At 62.8% G+C, this 15,370-nt stretch carries 18 protein-coding genes; 6 read left to right on the top strand and 12 right to left on the bottom strand.

Annotated elements, in window-relative coordinates; all coding sequences use genetic code 11:
• Nucleotides 1–33: 33 nt before the first annotated feature.
• From ACF8RA_RS21495 to ACF8RA_RS21505, 3 genes are read right to left on the bottom strand one after another with little or no spacing between them, the layout of a single operon-like run.
• Nucleotides 34–555 carry a DUF2937 family protein gene (locus tag ACF8RA_RS21495; RefSeq protein WP_392519565.1) on the bottom strand — a complete coding sequence of 174 codons (522 nt, stop codon included), beginning with the start codon at nt 553–555 and terminating at the stop codon, nt 34–36.
• Between the two features lie 9 nt (nt 556–564).
• Nucleotides 565–1,338, bottom strand: coding sequence for a class II glutamine amidotransferase (locus tag ACF8RA_RS21500; protein WP_003254671.1), 774 nt, complete (start codon nt 1,336–1,338; stop codon nt 565–567).
• A gap of 14 nt (nt 1,339–1,352) precedes the next feature.
• On the bottom strand, nt 1,353–1,850 hold the full coding sequence (locus ACF8RA_RS21505; RefSeq protein WP_252461632.1) for an MFS transporter: 498 nt from the start codon (nt 1,848–1,850) through the stop codon (nt 1,353–1,355).
• 179 nt (nt 1,851–2,029) lie between these two features.
• Between ACF8RA_RS21505 and ACF8RA_RS21510 the strand changes: the two genes are divergently transcribed.
• Nucleotides 2,030–4,072: a S9 family peptidase gene (locus tag ACF8RA_RS21510; RefSeq protein WP_392460363.1), complete on the top strand. Its 2,043-nt coding sequence runs from the start codon at nt 2,030–2,032 to the stop codon at nt 4,070–4,072.
• 185 nt (nt 4,073–4,257) lie between these two features.
• Here ACF8RA_RS21510 and ACF8RA_RS21515 read toward each other — a convergent pair whose 3' ends face one another.
• Nucleotides 4,258–4,536: a hypothetical protein gene (locus ACF8RA_RS21515; protein ID WP_176685788.1), complete on the bottom strand. Its 279-nt coding sequence runs from the start codon at nt 4,534–4,536 to the stop codon at nt 4,258–4,260.
• 132 nt (nt 4,537–4,668) lie between these two features.
• Between ACF8RA_RS21515 and ACF8RA_RS21520 the strand changes: the two genes are divergently transcribed.
• Together ACF8RA_RS21520 and ACF8RA_RS21525 are read left to right on the top strand one after the other, a co-directional pair.
• On the top strand, nt 4,669–5,040 hold the full coding sequence (locus tag ACF8RA_RS21520; protein ID WP_003254676.1) for a YajD family HNH nuclease: 372 nt from the start codon (nt 4,669–4,671) through the stop codon (nt 5,038–5,040).
• Nucleotides 5,041–5,111: 71 nt separating this feature from the next.
• Nucleotides 5,112–5,582 (top strand): RNA methyltransferase, encoded by a 471-nt coding sequence (locus ACF8RA_RS21525; RefSeq protein ID WP_003254677.1) that lies wholly within the window; start codon nt 5,112–5,114, stop codon nt 5,580–5,582.
• Nucleotides 5,583–5,646: 64 nt separating this feature from the next.
• Here ACF8RA_RS21525 and ACF8RA_RS21530 read toward each other — a convergent pair whose 3' ends face one another.
• The 3 genes from ACF8RA_RS21530 to ACF8RA_RS21540 are packed head-to-tail and all read right to left on the bottom strand — an operon-like array spanning nt 5,647 to nt 7,565.
• The gene (locus ACF8RA_RS21530) at nt 5,647–5,862 is read right to left on the bottom strand and encodes a hypothetical protein (RefSeq protein WP_370844815.1); all 216 of its coding nucleotides are present in this window, start codon (nt 5,860–5,862) and stop codon (nt 5,647–5,649) included.
• A 6-nt stretch (nt 5,863–5,868) separates the two neighbouring features.
• Nucleotides 5,869–7,077 (bottom strand): hypothetical protein, encoded by a 1,209-nt coding sequence (locus ACF8RA_RS21535; protein ID WP_176685787.1) that lies wholly within the window; start codon nt 7,075–7,077, stop codon nt 5,869–5,871.
• A gap of 38 nt (nt 7,078–7,115) precedes the next feature.
• On the bottom strand, nt 7,116–7,565 hold the full coding sequence (locus ACF8RA_RS21540; protein WP_176685786.1) for a YcgN family cysteine cluster protein: 450 nt from the start codon (nt 7,563–7,565) through the stop codon (nt 7,116–7,118).
• Between the two features lie 145 nt (nt 7,566–7,710).
• Here ACF8RA_RS21540 and ACF8RA_RS21545 point away from each other — a divergent pair, with 145 nt between their 5' ends.
• Nucleotides 7,711–8,304 carry a nitroreductase family protein gene (locus ACF8RA_RS21545; protein WP_392519566.1) on the top strand — a complete coding sequence of 198 codons (594 nt, stop codon included), beginning with the start codon at nt 7,711–7,713 and terminating at the stop codon, nt 8,302–8,304.
• A gap of 114 nt (nt 8,305–8,418) precedes the next feature.
• Here the strand turns inward: ACF8RA_RS21545 and ACF8RA_RS21550 are convergent, their stop codons facing one another.
• The 4 genes from ACF8RA_RS21550 to ACF8RA_RS21565 form a co-directional block, all read right to left on the bottom strand.
• The gene (locus ACF8RA_RS21550; protein ID WP_209967543.1) at nt 8,419–9,351 is read right to left on the bottom strand and encodes a D-2-hydroxyacid dehydrogenase; all 933 of its coding nucleotides are present in this window, start codon (nt 9,349–9,351) and stop codon (nt 8,419–8,421) included.
• 2 nt (nt 9,352–9,353) lie between these two features.
• Nucleotides 9,354–9,647: a YcgL domain-containing protein gene (locus tag ACF8RA_RS21555; RefSeq protein ID WP_021783370.1), complete on the bottom strand. Its 294-nt coding sequence runs from the start codon at nt 9,645–9,647 to the stop codon at nt 9,354–9,356.
• Nucleotides 9,644–10,777, bottom strand: a complete 1,134-nt coding sequence (rnd, locus tag ACF8RA_RS21560; protein ID WP_064491840.1) for a ribonuclease D — start codon at nt 10,775–10,777, stop codon at nt 9,644–9,646. The genes ACF8RA_RS21555 and rnd overlap by 4 nt, the downstream gene beginning before the upstream one ends.
• Nucleotides 10,778–10,984: 207 nt before the next feature.
• Nucleotides 10,985–12,622: a phosphoethanolamine transferase gene (locus ACF8RA_RS21565; protein ID WP_176685782.1), complete on the bottom strand. Its 1,638-nt coding sequence runs from the start codon at nt 12,620–12,622 to the stop codon at nt 10,985–10,987.
• Nucleotides 12,623–12,875: 253 nt separating this feature from the next.
• On the opposite strand from ACF8RA_RS21565, the gene ACF8RA_RS21570 reads away from it, so the two are divergent.
• On the top strand, nt 12,876–13,112 hold the full coding sequence (locus ACF8RA_RS21570) for a YdcH family protein (protein ID WP_014590026.1): 237 nt from the start codon (nt 12,876–12,878) through the stop codon (nt 13,110–13,112).
• A gap of 468 nt (nt 13,113–13,580) precedes the next feature.
• Here the strand turns inward: ACF8RA_RS21570 and ACF8RA_RS21575 are convergent, their stop codons facing one another.
• Entirely contained in the window at nt 13,581–14,762 is a 1,182-nt protein-coding gene (locus tag ACF8RA_RS21575) for a trans-sulfuration enzyme family protein (RefSeq protein WP_392460365.1), read from the bottom strand.
• Nucleotides 14,763–14,854: 92 nt separating this feature from the next.
• Between ACF8RA_RS21575 and ACF8RA_RS21580 the strand changes: the two genes are divergently transcribed.
• Entirely contained in the window at nt 14,855–15,316 is a 462-nt protein-coding gene (locus ACF8RA_RS21580; protein ID WP_003254691.1) for an Lrp/AsnC family transcriptional regulator, read from the top strand.
• The last annotated feature ends 54 nt before the right edge of the window (nt 15,317–15,370 follow it).

The following is a 15,370-nucleotide window of genomic DNA, read 5'->3' on the forward strand; positions in this document are numbered from 1 at the left end:
CCCGCGAAAGGGCCGGTACAGGTACAGCAGAACTTAGCGCCAGCTCTCTTTCACCACCCTGCGCCGCCCGCCCAGGATCAGCCAGCCAATCCCCAGCAACAGGCTTTCGACCACAAAGGCCAGCACAAAACCGGCACCCACACCCCAGCCGATCGCCTCGGGCACCAGCAGAATCTGGTAGCTGTAGCCATTGAGGGTTTCTTCGCGCAACTGCGGGTCGGCCTGCACCAGCACATGCCAGGTACGCTCGGCCCATGACCCTTGCAGCACCTGCCATTCGTTTTCCAGCAGTTCGTTGCGGATCATCAGGCTTTCGATGCTGTTGGCGTCACTGTTGAACACCGGATCGTCGCTGCTGCGGTAGTGCTGCAGCAGCGCCTGCAAGTCGCCCTTGAAAAAGCGCTCGGCCGTTTGCCGGAACCCATCGAACGCCTCGCGCGATTCGAACAGGTGCGCCTCGACCCGCTGGCTATAGTCCTTGACCAGCCCCGGGACCTGGATACCGGCCAGCAGGCCGAAGGTGAACAACAGCAATCGCAGGTAACTTCTGAACATGCAGCGTCCTTAGCTCTGGCCGTGCGCCACGCACTCGCCGTGCCGCCACAGGGCCCACTGACCCGGCGCGTAGCGGTGCCAGGTCTCGTTCTCGGTCAAGGCCTCGGTGGCAATCACCGTGACCACGTCGTTGGGGGTGGTTTCGGTATGAAAATCGACGATCAGGTCGACATCCTTCAACCGTGCGGCACCAAATGGCGCTCGGCGGGTAATGTGCACCAGCTTGGTCGAGCAAAAACAGAACAGCCAGTCGCCATCGCTGAGCATGCAGTTGAATACGCCCTGACCACGGTAGCCGGCACAGGCTTCGACCAGCACTGGCAGTAGCTGTTCCACCGGCACCGGTTCGGGGAAGGCGCTGCGGATGCGGTTGAGCAGGTCGCAGAAGGCCGCTTCGCTGTCGGTGTCGCCCACTGGCCGGTAGAAACTGGCCAGGCCCTTGAAGTCACCCAGTTGGCCGTTGTGCGCGAAGCACCAGTTGCGGCCCCACATTTCCCGCACGAACGGGTGGGTATTGGACAGGCACACCCTGCCGACGTTGGCCTGACGGATATGACCGATCACCACTTCGCTTTTGATCGGGTAGCGCTGCACGAGGTTGGCCACTTCCGACTCGCTGCTCGCCGCCGGGTCCTGGAACAGGCGCAGACCACGACCTTCGTAAAAGCCTATACCCCAGCCGTCACGGTGCGGGCCGGTACGCCCGCCCCGCTGCATCAGGCCGGTGAAGCTGAAAACGATGTCGGTAGGGACATTGGCACTCATGCCCAGCAGTTCGCACACAGGCGTGTCTCCGTTTACAGACGAGGCTCGACCCGGCCTGCGCCACGCGCAGCGGCTGGCGGCGAGTCGTCACGGTACCGGTCGCTGCGCTCGGCAGCCAGCGGCACCTGGGCGCCGAGCTGATCATCCTCGGCCAGCTGACGCTTGGTAGCGGCTTCGGCCTGTTCACGGCGTGCGCGCGCGCGTTTTTCCAACGGCCAGCGCAGCAAGACGAAGAGGAAGTACAGGCCGAAGGCGATCATGCCGTACATGGCAAAGTCGGACACAGCGCGCCAGGCGTTGTTGCCGACCTTGAAGGCAACATCCAGCACAGTGATGGCGATTGCCGGGGCGAAGCTGTCCTTGACCGGGTCGACGATGGTCGGGGTCAGGAGCAGTACCGCCAGCACCACCCGTAGCGGTTCGCGCAGCCAGCGCCACATCCAGCCGGTGAGCTTGAAGCCCACCAGCAGGCACCCTAAGGCGGCCACTGCGTAAAGGCCCCAGGCGAAGGTGTAGTCGTTCTCGGTCATGGTGTTCGTGCAAGCCAGGCAAAGAGATGCCTATGATAAACACTTTTCCGGGCGCAGACAGTGTTTGCCTGTGCCGGCGTCTTCGCGGGCAAACCCGCTCCTACCTCGGTGCGATCCCTGTAGGAGCGGGTTTACCCGCGAAGACGCCGGCACAGGCAACTCCAATCAAGAGACCTTCAATGCCAACCAAGCCCCAACCCCCGATTGCCCAAGCCGACCAGGCCACCGACCCGTATGCCTGGCTGCAAAAGCGCGACACCCCCGAGGTACTCGCTTACCTGCACGCTGAAAACGCCTACCAGGAAGCCTGCCTGGCCGACCAGGCACCGTTGCGTGAGCAACTGTTCGAAGAGATCAAAGGCCGCATCCTGGAGACCGACCTGTCATTGCCGGCGCCCTGGGGCCCCTACCTGTACTACACCCGTACCACCGCCGGCGACGAATACCCGCGTCACTACCGCTGCCCACGCCCCGCCGACGACTCGAACACCGTCGATGAAAACCAGGAGCAGCTGCTGCTCGACCCCAACGTCCTGGCCAACGGCGGTTTCCTTTCCCTCGGCGCGTTCAGCGTCAGCCCCGACCACCGCCTGCTGGCCTACAGCCTCGACACCAGCGGCGACGAAATCCATACCCTGTACATCAAAGACCTGGCCAGTGACCGTGTCACGACCCTGCCCTTCGACGACTGCGACGGTAGCCTGACCTGGGCCAACGACAGCCAGACGTTATTCTTCGCTGAGCTGGACGACACCCACCGCCCATGGCGCCTGCGTCGCCACACCTTGGGCACTGACGCCGCCCAAACCGTGTTCGAAGAGCCGGACGGGCGTTTCTTCCTGCACTGCTACCGCACCAGTTCCGAGCGCCAGCTGGTGCTGCTGCTGAACAGCAAGACCACCAGTGAGGCCTGGGTACTGGACGCCGAAACCCCGCAGGCGCCGTTCACCTGCCTGGCGCCGCGCGTCGAAGGCCACGAATACTTCCCCGACCATGGCCAGCTCGACGGCGAGTGGCGCTGGTTCATCCGCACCAACCAGGATGGCATCAATTTCGCCCTGTACCACGCGCCAGTCGCGCCAGTACCTAGCCGCGAACAGTGGCAGGTGCTGGTGGCGCACCGCGACACGGTCATGCTCGAAGGCCTCAGCCTGAATAGCGGTGCCCTGACCCTGAGCCTGCGCGAAGGCGGCCTGCCGATCATCGACGTGCGCCCACAGGGCTTGCCGACCTACCGCGTCGAACTGCCAGACGCCGCCTACAGCCTGTACGTGCAGGACAGCCTGGAATTTGCCAGCCCTTGCATACGCTTGCGCTACGAAGCGCTCAACCGCCCGGCCCAGGTGCGCCAACTGGCGTTGTCCACGGGCGCTCAGGTCGTGCTCAAGCAAACCCCGGTGCTCGGTGCGTTCGATGCCGATGACTATGTCAGTGAGCGCCTGTGGGCAACCGCAGCGGACGGCACCCAGGTGCCGATCAGCCTGGTACGCCGCCGCCAGGACCTGGGCAAGACCGTGCCACTGTACCTGTACGGCTATGGCGCCTATGGCGAAAGCCTCGACCCCTGGTTCTCACATGCGCGCCTGAGCCTGCTGGAACGTGGCGTGGCCTTTGCCATCGCCCATGTGCGTGGCGGCGGCGAACTGGGCGAGGCCTGGTACCGTGCCGGAAAGCAGGAACACAAGCACAACACCTTCAGCGACTTCATCGCCTGCGCCGAGCACCTGATCAGCCAAGGCGTGACTGCCGCCGATCGCCTGGCCATCAGTGGTGGCAGCGCCGGCGGCCTGCTGATCGGTACGGTGCTCAACCTGCGCCCGGAATTGTTCCGCTGCGCCATTGCCGAAGTGCCATTCGTCGACGTGCTCAACACCATGCTCGACCCGGAGCTGCCGCTGACCGTGACCGAGTACGACGAATGGGGCAACCCTGAGGAGCCGGAGGTGTATGAACGGATCAAGGCTTATGCACCGTACGAGAACCTGAAAGCGCAGGCCTACCCGGCGATGCTGGTGGTGGCGGGCTACAACGACAGCCGCGTGCAGTATTGGGAAGCCGCCAAATGGGTGGCGAGGTTGCGCACGCTCAAGACCGACAGCAACCTGCTGCTGCTCAAGACCGAGATGGGGGCTGGGCACGGTGGGATGAGCGGGCGGTACCAAGGGTTGAAGGATGTGGCGCTGGAGTATGCGTTCGTGTTTGGCGAGCTAGGTATTGCCTAAACCCAGGTTTGAGCACCCGCGCGATCACTGTGGGAGCGGGCAAGCCCGCAAAAAATTCAATGCAGTGCCTGGCACCGGCTGCGCCGGTGTTCGCGGGCAAGCCCGCTCCCACAGCGATCGCGCCAGCTTTTAGAAGTTGAGCAAGACAGTTGCTCACACATGATGGCGGCGCAGAGTGCTCATGCTCAATCATCCTGCGCCGGCGGCTTCGGCGGCTCCGGCCGCAACCCGGGCAATGGCTGGTCCTTCGGCGGGCCGGGCACTGGCATCGGCGGCAACAACGGCGCCCCCGGCTGACTGTCATAAGCCTTGGGCGGTGTACTCGGGGTTATCTGCGGGTATGGCGTGGGCGTGGGCGTACCCGGTGCACCAGGCACTGGCGTATTGAGTCGAGGTGGCGTGCTGGCAGCTTCTGCCAGAGGCAGGCCAGCCATCAACAGCGCGGCGAGGATCGCGTGAAACATCAGCAACCTCCTGTCGGGAACCTTGCTACAGGCTACGCCTAAATCAACGCTTTCGCCTGTCCGCCTGACCTGCAAGCGCGCTAGACTCAATGGCATAACCGTCACCTGCCTGATCAGAACAAAGGAAACACCATGAGCTCCACCTCTTCTGCCGCCGCTACCGCGCGCCTCGACCGCATCCTGGCCGATGCCAAGCGCGACAAGGAAATGGGCTACCGCGACAAGGCCCTGAGAATGTACCCGCACGTGTGCGGCCGCTGCGCCCGCGAGTTCGCCGGCAAGCGCCTGAGCGAACTGACCGTGCATCACCGTGACCACAACCACGACAACAATCCTCAGGACGGCTCCAACTGGGAGCTGCTGTGCCTGTACTGCCACGACAACGAGCACTCGCGCTACACCGACCAGCAGTACTTCAGCGAAGGCTCCACCAGCACCCCGAGCATTGCCAAGGCCACGCACAACCCGTTTGCCGGGCTGGCGGGCATGCTGAAGAAAGACTGACCATCGATTCGCCCCCCGCTGCTACCGGGCAGCCCGTATAATCGCGCTTTTTTCGCGAAGGGCCCCGGTACGTGGCAAACAAACGATACAGCTGCATCGGCCTGTTCAACCCCAAGTCGGCAGAAAACGTCGGCTCTGTGATGCGCGCCGCGGGCTGCTACGGCGTCAATTCGGTGTTCTACACGGGCAAACGCTATGAGCGCGCGCGTGACTTCGTCACCGACACCAAACGTGTGCACTACGACATCCCGCTGATCGGCATCGACGACCTGCAGCGCATTATCCCGCTGGGCTGCACGCCCGTGGCGGTGGAACTGGTGGAGGGCGCACGGCCATTGCCGGACTACACCCATCCAGACCGGGCCATTTACATCTTCGGGCCAGAGGATGGCTCGTTGAGCGAAGAGGTGAGGGGATGGTGTGAGGAGACAATCTACATACCAACCGAGGGCTGCATGAACCTGGCGGCGACGGTGAATGTGGTGCTGTACGACCGATTGGCCAAGGGGCTGAATACCCGCTCGGGACCCAAGTTCAAATAAAAAGGCCGCCACTGCGGCGGCAGGACAGGCCTGCCAACACAGGACGGCCAGGTGCTGAGCTCCGTCAGAACAGCACCGAAACCGGGCGGAACATTGCCTCGACAAACCATGGGTTGTCGCGATCAACGTTGCCGACGATGGTCGGCTGCGCGCTCCCCTTCCTCGGTTTCGCCCCGTGAACAATGCTGAGTTTCTGCTCGGCGGTGTATTCCAGGTACGACTTTACACACCTGAAATGCGACTTGCTGAAGATGTCGCCTTGCCGATTGCCAGGGGCCAGGGAGGCCTAGTGCAGCACCTTGCTCTGCAGCACATCGGAACGCCGTCCCAGCACGTTCTCGCTGATCTGGACGAAGTCCTCGGTACTGACGCTGGGCAGGCGCATCAGCCCGCGCACCACATCGTCCAACGAACGCCTGGCCTGGGTGTGAATGCGGATTTCCTTGTCCAGCGCCTGCAACAGCATCACGCCACGGGCCACCTGCGCCGGACTGGCGCGCTCACCCTTGAGCCTGTTGACCTTGGCGCCCTGCTTGCTCAGGCGCGCCTGCCAGACCTGGTAGCGGTCGTCACTCATCCCGCCCGAGCGGCGCAGCAACTCGTTGGCGTAATAATCGGTCAGGCTCTCTACCAGCCAGTCACTACCGTCACGCCCGTGAACCTGCGCGAACAGTTGCACCAGTTCGCGCAGCAACGGGCTACTGCCGTTCTCGCTGACCATGGGCCGGGCACTGTGCAGGTACAACGAGCCCTGTGCAGCCATAGCCCCTCGCCACATGCCGTCACGCGCCCCGACCAAGAGCAGCTTGGGCGGGTTGCGCGGGAACACAGCCTGTAGTTGTGGCCAGACGAATGTGAGCAAGGTCAGGCTGTCCATGCGTCGCATGCCCTGCCCCACCGGCGCGGCCACGGTCACTTCGGTTTCGCCCAGGCGAGCGCGGCGGCTGCCCAGGTCGCCGGCAAGCATCCAGCCGGTCGGGCGATCGAACAGGCGTGACACGTTGTCGATGCGAAACTTCTCCTTGCCGATGCGCGGCCAGGACGTTTCGATGCTCTTCCAGCCCTCGGGCAGGTCGAAAGCCAGGCGCGCCACCAGCTCGGTACCGTCCTGTTGGTCGAGGTGCGCAGGAGGTATCAGCTGGTCGCCGAGGAACAGTGCCCAGTGCGGGGTGATGCGTGATGAATAGGCGCCGCTGGCAAGCTTCTGGTCCAGCTGCACGCGGTAGCTGAGGCTGGTCTTGCCGGCCGCTGGTTGCCATACACCACGCTGGCCCTTCAGCTGCCATTGCCCATCAGCCTGGAAGCCGCTGTAAACCCCAGCCTTGCTCAGGTCGAAGTCCAGGCTGCGCACCACACTGCCTTCGGCCAATGTAACGCGCACTTCAGCCTGGCCACTGGCAGGCAGCAGGCGCACCTGGTAGTCGAGGTCGACCTTTTTCGCCCAGGCCGGCGAACTGGCCATCAGGCCCAACAGCAACAACAGCTGGCAACGCATACAGAAACTCCTTGTTTCCCCGAGGCAGGCCGCGCCGGTCAGCTGGCGCGGAAGATCAGGTGGTCTTCCCAGTCGTCTTCGTGCACATCGTGTTCACTGAGCATACGCCCCGACTGGGAAATGCGCTGTTCATGGACCTGTTGGCGATCGCCACAGACCAGGTGATGCCAATCCGGCAAGTCCTTGCCCTCACTGACCAGACGGTAACCGCAGGTACTCGGCAGCCACTTGAACTGGTCGGCCTTGCCCGGGGTAAGCTGGATGCAGTCCGGCACTTGGGCAAAGCGGCTGGGGTAGTCACTGCACTGGCACGTATCCAGGTCCAGCAACTTGCAGGCGATGCGGGTGTAATAGACGCTGTTGTCGTCTTCGTCCTCGAGCTTCTGCAGGCAGCACAGGCCGCAGCCATCGCACAGCGACTCCCACTCTTGCTGGTTGAGTTGTTCGAGGGTCTTGCGCCGCCAGAACGGCGCGTTTTCAGCGATCATCACACAGGGTTCCTGCCTTCATCTTGGGGGCCACGGCGCGCAGCGGCGCCAGTCTAGAGCCTGGCCTTCGGCAAAGCCAGACCGCTTGTCAGTCGCGACGGCACGCAGTAGCGTGCGCTTTTCCCGTCCGTTTGCAGGAGCCGCCATGAGCGCCACCCCCCGCATTGCCGATTACGCCATCAACGAGCAGTTCATCAACCGCTGGTCGCCACGCGCCTTCACCGCCGAGCCGATCAGCGAAGAAACCCTGTTGAGCTTCCTCGAAGCCGCCCGCTGGGCACCTTCGGCCTATAACTCGCAGCCTTGGCGCTTCCTTTATGCCCGCCGCGACACGCCGAACTGGGAGCGTTACCTGAGCCTGCTGGTTCCCTTCAATCGCAGCTGGGCGCAACAGGCGTCGGCGCTGGTGCTGGTCATTTCGAAGACTACCTTCGCGGCCCCGGGCGCTACGGAAGAAAAACCGGCGCTATGGCACACCTTCGACACGGGCTCTGCCTGGGGGCACCTGGCCCTGCAGGCCAGCATCAGCGGCTGGCATACCCATGGCATGGCCGGCTTCGATCAGGACCTGGCACGTCAGGAACTGAAGATTCCCGAGGGTTACGTACTGCACGCCATGGTGGCGATCGGCAAGCTGGGGGACAAGGCCAGCCTGGACGAAGCGCTGCAGGCGCGTGAAGTGCCGAGCCCGCGCAAACCGCTGAGCGTGCTGGCTGCTGAAGGCGATTTCAGCCTGTAAGGTTTGTGTTGGCAGTGCTGGCCTCTTCGCGGGCAAGCCCGCTCCTGCGGGGGGGATCACCACCCTGAGCTGGAGCGGGTTTACCCGCGACGAGGCCGGTACAGGCCACAGCGATCAGTAGCCCCGGGCGAAATCGACTTCACCCCGCAACCCCTGCCCCGCTTCATAAGCCCGCACATTCTCGACAAACAAGCGCACCATCGCTGTCGGCGAGGTGGGTGCCGAACTGTGTCCGGTCAGCAACAAGCCCCACGCGCTCCAGAACGGGTGTTGCCTGGGCAGCGGCTCTTGCCGGCAGACATCGATCACCGCACCGGCCAGATGGCCTTCTTTCAGCGCCCCTACCAAGTCGGCATCGACCACTGCTACACCGCGTCCGGCATTGATGAACAAGGCCGAGGGCTGGAAGCACTTGAACAGCGCTGCGTCATACAGGTCATGAGTGGCGGGGGTATCCGGCAGCAGGTTTAGCACGTAGTCGACCTGGCCGACCATGCGCGGCAGGTCGGCCAGCGCCGCCACCTCGACGAACGGCGCCTGCTCACGGGCGCTGCTGGCGACCCCGTAAAGCTCTACACCAAACGGCTGCAGGAACTCGGCCACACGCTGACCAATGTCGCCTACACCCACAATGAGTGCCTTGCGCCCTTCCAGGCTGCGCCCCGGGTGGTCATCCCAACGCCGCTCGACCTGGCTGACCAGACGCGCCAGCACCTCACGCTCATGGCCTAGCATATAGGTGAGCATGTACTCGGCCATCACCTGACCGAAGATACCCACTGCCCGGCTCAGGCGGTAATCACGCGGTAGGCCATCGGCCAGCAACGGCGTGATACCGGCCCATGTCGACTGCATCCAGGCAGGCTTATGGCCTTGGCGCAGCAGACTTGCCAGCAAGTCCGGCTGGCCCAGCCACACCGGGCACTGCGGTGCCTGGCGGGCCAGTTCGGCAGAGTCGCCGCTGGTCAGAACTTCCACTTCAGGCGCGGCTGCGCGCAAAAGCTCGGCGTATCGAGCATGGTCATGCTCAGCAATCAGTACGCGCATGGTCAGACGGGGTCGTTACGGCGCAGCAGCTCTTCGGGCAGGTGCTCGATGTACTCATCTTCCAGCGGCGGCATCTGCAGGTGGTAGCCTTGGCTTTCGAGGTTCTCCAGCACCTTGCTGATGTCCTCGCGGGCCAGCTTGCGCTCAGGGCTGAGCACCAGGTCGAAAGCGTGCACGGGGGTGCCGAAGAACGGCAGCAGGCCTTCAGGCACGCGCTCCAGGCCGTCAGCCTTGAGCACGTACAGGTACATTTCGTTCTTGCGTGGGCTTTTGTAGATCGAGCAAATGCGTTTCATCGGGTTTCTCCGGCGCCTGCCAGGTTGTCCAGCAGGGCCTGGCCCATGCGCTCACGGCGCCAGCCGCGCAGCGAATCGGGCAGTTGATAAGGGCCATTGGGGTAACCGCTCTTGAGCAGCGCCTCCAGGGCTTTCTTGCGCAGCATCAGCTCGGGCGCAATCCCCAGGCGCTCGCCTTCGGCCTGGCCGATGGCACGCAACTGCTTGAGGAGGCCGGCAGCCTCGATCGGCAGCGGCTCGGGCAAGGGCGCTGGCCATTGCTCGGCCGGCAGGCTGGCGGCGCGCTTGATCAGCTGGATGAGGAACTCACCGTCCTGACGAATGGTGCGCGGGTGCATCTCGTCGATCTTGGCCAAGGCCGACAGGTTGTTCGGCTGGCTCTTGGCCATGGGCCACAGCGAGTGCTCCTTGAGGATACGATTGCGCGGTACATCGCGGTTGCGCGCCTCGCGCTCGCGCCAGGCGCACAGCTCACGCAGCACTGCCAGTTGTTGAGGCGCCAGCTTCCAGGCCAGCTTGACGTCGCGGTACAGGCTTTCGGGCTCGACTTCACGGCGCAACGCAGCCACCAATTCGGCGCCGTCCTCCAGCACCCAGGCGTACTTGTCGTCACTCAGCCGCGGGCGCAGCACGGTGAACAGCTCGGCCAGGTGCACGGCGTCTTCGGCAGCGTAGCTGACCTGGGTTTCCGAGAGCGGGCGTTGCAGCCAGTCAGAGCGGGTTTCACCTTTGGGCAATTCGATGCCCAGCACTTCCTGCACCAGGCGCGAATAGCCCATGGAGAAGCCCAGGTTCAGGTAACCGGCGGCCAGCTGAGTGTCGAACAACGGCTGAGGCAGCTTGCCGGTCAGGCGCAGCAGCACTTCGAGGTCTTCGCTGCAGGCGTGCAGCACCTTGACCACACCGCTGTCTTCCAGCAGGTCGGCCAAGGGTTGCCAGTTGCCGATCAGCAGCGGGTCGATCAGGAAGGCACGTTGGCCGTCGCCGATCTGAATCAGCCCGGCTTTCGGGTAGAAGGTGTCGACCCGCATGAATTCGGTGTCGACGGCGACGAAGGGCAGCTGGTGCCAGTCGCGGCAGTGCTCGGCCAGGCTCTGGTCGTCACGGATCCAGTGAATTTCGATGGCCACAAGGCTCTCCCACTAACATTGGCGCGCAGTATATACGGCGAGGGCACTGCTGGTGAAACTGTCCAGCTTTCAGGGGGCAGTCCACCCTGTGGGAGCGGGCGCGCCCGCGAAGAAGGCAACACGGTGTATGGCACGGGCTTGGCACGGGTTCGCGGGCTTGCCCGCTCCCACAGGGACCGCGCAAGCCTGCATGACACGCGACTGACTTCAGCGCTTGGCTGCCAGCCAGGGCCGGCAACCGGCGAACATGTCCAGCGACTGCTGGTAGAGCTCGGTGTGTACCTGCAACAGGCCAAGCATCGAGTGGAACAGATTGTCCTGGGACAACGGGGTATCGCTGAGCCGGGCCAGGCAGTCGTTGTCGATACCGAAGTCCTCCTTGTAGCTGTCGGAGAACCAGGTCAGCAGCGGCACATGCTTCTGCGGCTCGGGAGCGATGGCGTACGGCGTGCCGTGCAGGAACAGGTTGTACTCGCCCAGCGACTCGCCGTGGTCGGACAGGTAGATCATCGCGGTGTCGACCTTGTCTTGCTTGCTGCGCAGGGTATCGATCAGCGAGGCCAGCACCTTGTCGGTGTAGGCAAGGGTGTTGTCGTACCCGTTGATGATTTCCTCCTGGCTGCACTGGTTCAACGCGTTGCTCTGGCACACCGGGGTGAAGCGCTCGTCTTCACTGGGGTAGCGCTTGAAGTACTCGGGGCCGTGGCTACCCATCTGGTGCAGCACCAGCACGGTGTCCTTGTCGAGGTTGTCGATCAGCGCGTCCAGGCCTTGCAGCAGGATCTGGTCATGGCATTCGCCATTGGCGCACAGCTGCGGGTCCTTGAGGTTGCTGACATCGATGAACTGCACACGATCGCAGGTGCCTTTGCAGCCCGATTGGTTGTCGCGCCACTGCACGGCCAGGCCGGCACGTTGAAGGATGTCCAACAGCCCTTCACGGTTTTTCGCTACGCGGGCGTCGTAGTCCCTGCGCTTCATGCCCGAGAACATGCAAGGCACCGAAACCGCCGTTTCCGTACCGCACGAGTGCACGTCGGAAAACGCCAGCAGGCCCTGCTCCCTGGCGAGATTGGGCGTGGTATCGCGGTCATAGCCCAGCACGCCGAAATGGTCTGCCCGGGCACTTTCTCCGACCACCAGCACGGTCAACGACTTGCGCTCATGTTTTTGCCAGGCCGCATCACGCTTGGCATCTTCACCATAATGCTGGAACGGGCGCGAAGCCGTACCGACACGCTCGCTGACATAACCAATGGACGCCCCGACGATATTGCTGGGGGTGAGCATCAGGCGCAGCTCATGGTGATTGCGCAACAACGACGACAGTCCTTGATAATTGACCAACGCGACCGAACCGATGGTCACCACACAGGCACCACCGACCACTAACTTGCCCAGCAGCTCGCGGTGCCAGGGGCGGTAAGCGATCTTCGCCTTCCACAGCAGCACCGAAGGCAGCACGCCCAGCAGCAGGATATACGCGGCAAACTTGAACGACATCAAGTCGCGCACTTCCGCAATATTGGTCTCGGCCATATTACGAAACATGCCGGTATCAATAAGTACGCCGTACTGGTTCATGAAGTAAGCCACGCCCGCGCCACTCATGAACAACACAATAAGTACCGGCTTCAATACATACCGGAAGGCAAGTAACGTGAGGATCAGATTGAAGGCGAAGAGCATCAGCACGGCAAACGCCAGACTCAGCCATAACCCCGACAGGCCGGCAGGAACCACCGCCTGCAGGTGCTCCCAGAGGAACATGTTGAAGCCGATCAGCAGGTAAAGACTGGCCAGCAGCGTGACCCATTCAGTCCGCAGGGATTTGAAGTTGAGCATCAGCGTTCGCAATCAAGAGTGATTTTCACCCCCCAGGCCAGAAGGCACCGTGGGAAAGTTGGGTGAACTCTAGAAAGCACGTCATCAATTTTTTGTGAAAAAGACGGTAACAATTTCGTGAAGGTGCGTCTTTTACAAGTTATCGCAAAAGCATTCAGCTGCCATTCAGCCTGGACAGCCGTCACCAGCCTGCGCAAAGACAGCTATCCTCAGTGATCAGAGCCTTACCGACAACCCTGACAGAGGTGAAGAAATGCCAGTTCCGCATGATCTGCTCGCTGACCTGCACGTTACCGCTGATGCATTCCAGGCGCTCATGGAGAAGGATCAGGACCTGCACAAACTGCACAAGGAGTACAACGCCAAGGACAAGGAGGTGGTCGCCGCCGAAGGCAACGGAACCAACGACGAGGCCGTCAACCGCCTGCGCAAGGAAAGGTTGCTGATCAAGGACAAGATCGAACGGATCATTCATCCGCCCAAATCCTGACAGGCATCTATTGAATCCACCGGCCTCTTCGCGGGCAAGCCCGCTCCTATACCGATGCGCAGACCGTCGTAGGAGCGGGTTCACCCGCGAAAGGGCCGGGCCTGCTGGCCAATGCCCCTGGCCGTTCACCGTTGCCGCCGCTACCGTATTCGCGGGTAAACCCGCTCCTACATCGATGCGCAGACCGTCGTAGGAGCGGGTTCACCCGCGAAAGGGCCGGGCCTGCTGGCCAAGGTCCCTGGCCGGTCATCGTTGTCGCCGCTACCGTATTCGCGGGTAAACCCGCTCCTACGCCAATGCGCAGACCGTCGTAGGAGCGGGTTCACCCGCGAAAGGGCCGGGCCTGCTGGCCAAGGTCCCTGGCCGTTCACCGTTGCCGCCGCTACCGTATTCGCGGGTAAACCCGCTCCTACGCCAATGCGCAGACCGTCGTAGGAGCGGGTTCACCCGCGAAAGGGCCTGCAGCCCTCACACAGCAACAAGCGCTTTCAACGCCCCATCCAGGTCCTCGACCAGATCACGGTAGTCCTCGATACCTACCGACAACCGCAGCAGGTTCTCGCTGATCCCCATCACCCCTTTCTGCTCCGGGCTCAGCGAGCAGTGCGACATGCTCCAGGAATGGTTGATCATGCTCTCAACCCCGCCCAGCGAGTCTGCCAGCACAAAAATCTGCAATGCCTCCACCAGGCGGTTGAGCGCGGCGCGGTCGCCCTTGACCTTCATCGCCACCACTGCCCCGCCACTGCGCATCTGGCGTTTGCACAGTTCATGCTGTGGGTGGCTTTCCAGCCCCGGGTAATAGACCTGCTCGACCTGCGCGTGGCCTTCCAGGAAGCGCGCTACCTTCAGGGCATTGGCGCACTGGCGCTCCATGCGCACATCCAGGGTCTTCAGGCCGCGCAGGGCCAGGTAGCAGTCGAACGGCCCCTGCACCGCACCAATCGCCATGCTGATGCGGCGCAGGCGTGCCAGCAGCGCGTCATTGGCGGCGACCACCACACCGCCGGTGAGGTCGGAGTGGCCACCGATGTACTTGCTGGCCGAGTGCATCACCAAGTCCACGCCCAAGGTGATCGGGCGCTGATTCCACGGCGAGCAGAACGTGTTGTCGATGCAGGTAAGAATCCCCCGCGCCCTGGCCAGGCTGCACACCGCCTTGATGTCGACCAGGTGCAGCAACGGGTTGGTCGGCGACTCGATCCAGATCAGCTGGGTTTGCGGCGTGATCGCAGCCGCTACGGCCTCAAGTTCGTTGAGATCGACATAGGTGGTGGTCAACCCCGAGGTGCGGCTGCGGTAATCTTCCATGATGCGGAATGTGCCACCGTACACGCCGTTCATCACCACCACGTGGGCATCCTTGGGCAGCAGCTCAAGCACGGTTGCGGTGGCATTGACCCCCGAGGCGCAGGCCACAGCGCCCACGCCTTCTTCCAGGGCAGCGACACAGGTTTCGTAGGCATGCCGGGTGGGGTTGCCGACGCGGCTGTAGGAATATTCCGGTTTATCGTCCAGGCTGCGCTTGGTGAACGAACTGGCGGTGACGATGGCCGGAAAAATGGCGTTATCGGCAACGCTGAACTGCTCGCCGGCGTGAATGGTACGGGTGGCGAAATTGCGCGGCTTGTCGGACATGGTCAGGCCCATTGGCAGAATGAAAGCTGCAACTATCGCACAACCCAAATCGTCTGGCCTTGGGGTAATCTGTGAAATATTTTTCTGCACGGCCAGCGCACGATATGGACAGTTTCGACCAGCACATTCTTACCCTGCTACAGCGTGATGCCTCGATCTCGCTGAAGGACCTGGCCGAGGCCGTCAACCTGTCCACCACACCGTGCTGGAAGCGGGTCAAGCGCCTGGAGGAAGATGGCTATATCCTCGGCCGTGTCGCCCTGCTGGACCCCGAACGGCTGGGGTTGGGGCTTACCGTGTTCGTCCAGCTCAAGACCCAGCGCCACGACAGCGCCTGGCTGGAGCAGTTTGCCGCGACCGTGACCGGGTTCGAGGAAGTGATGGAGTGCTACCGCATGTCCGGGGACTGGGACTACATGCTGCGGGTGGTGGTGGGCGATATCGCAGCGTATGACCGGTTCTACAAAAAGCTGATTACCCGTACCGATGGGCTATCGAACATCACCTCCAGTTTTGCCATGGAGCAAATGAAATACACCACGGCTTACCCGGTGCATCGCGCCTGACCGGTGCTGGATGCTTCGCGGACAAACCCGCAGGATCACCTCAACCTCAAGCGC

It is taken from the genome of Pseudomonas sp. FYR_5, assembly GCF_043106315.1.
GTDB classification, from domain to species: domain Bacteria; phylum Pseudomonadota; class Gammaproteobacteria; order Pseudomonadales; family Pseudomonadaceae; genus Aquipseudomonas; species Aquipseudomonas putida_Y.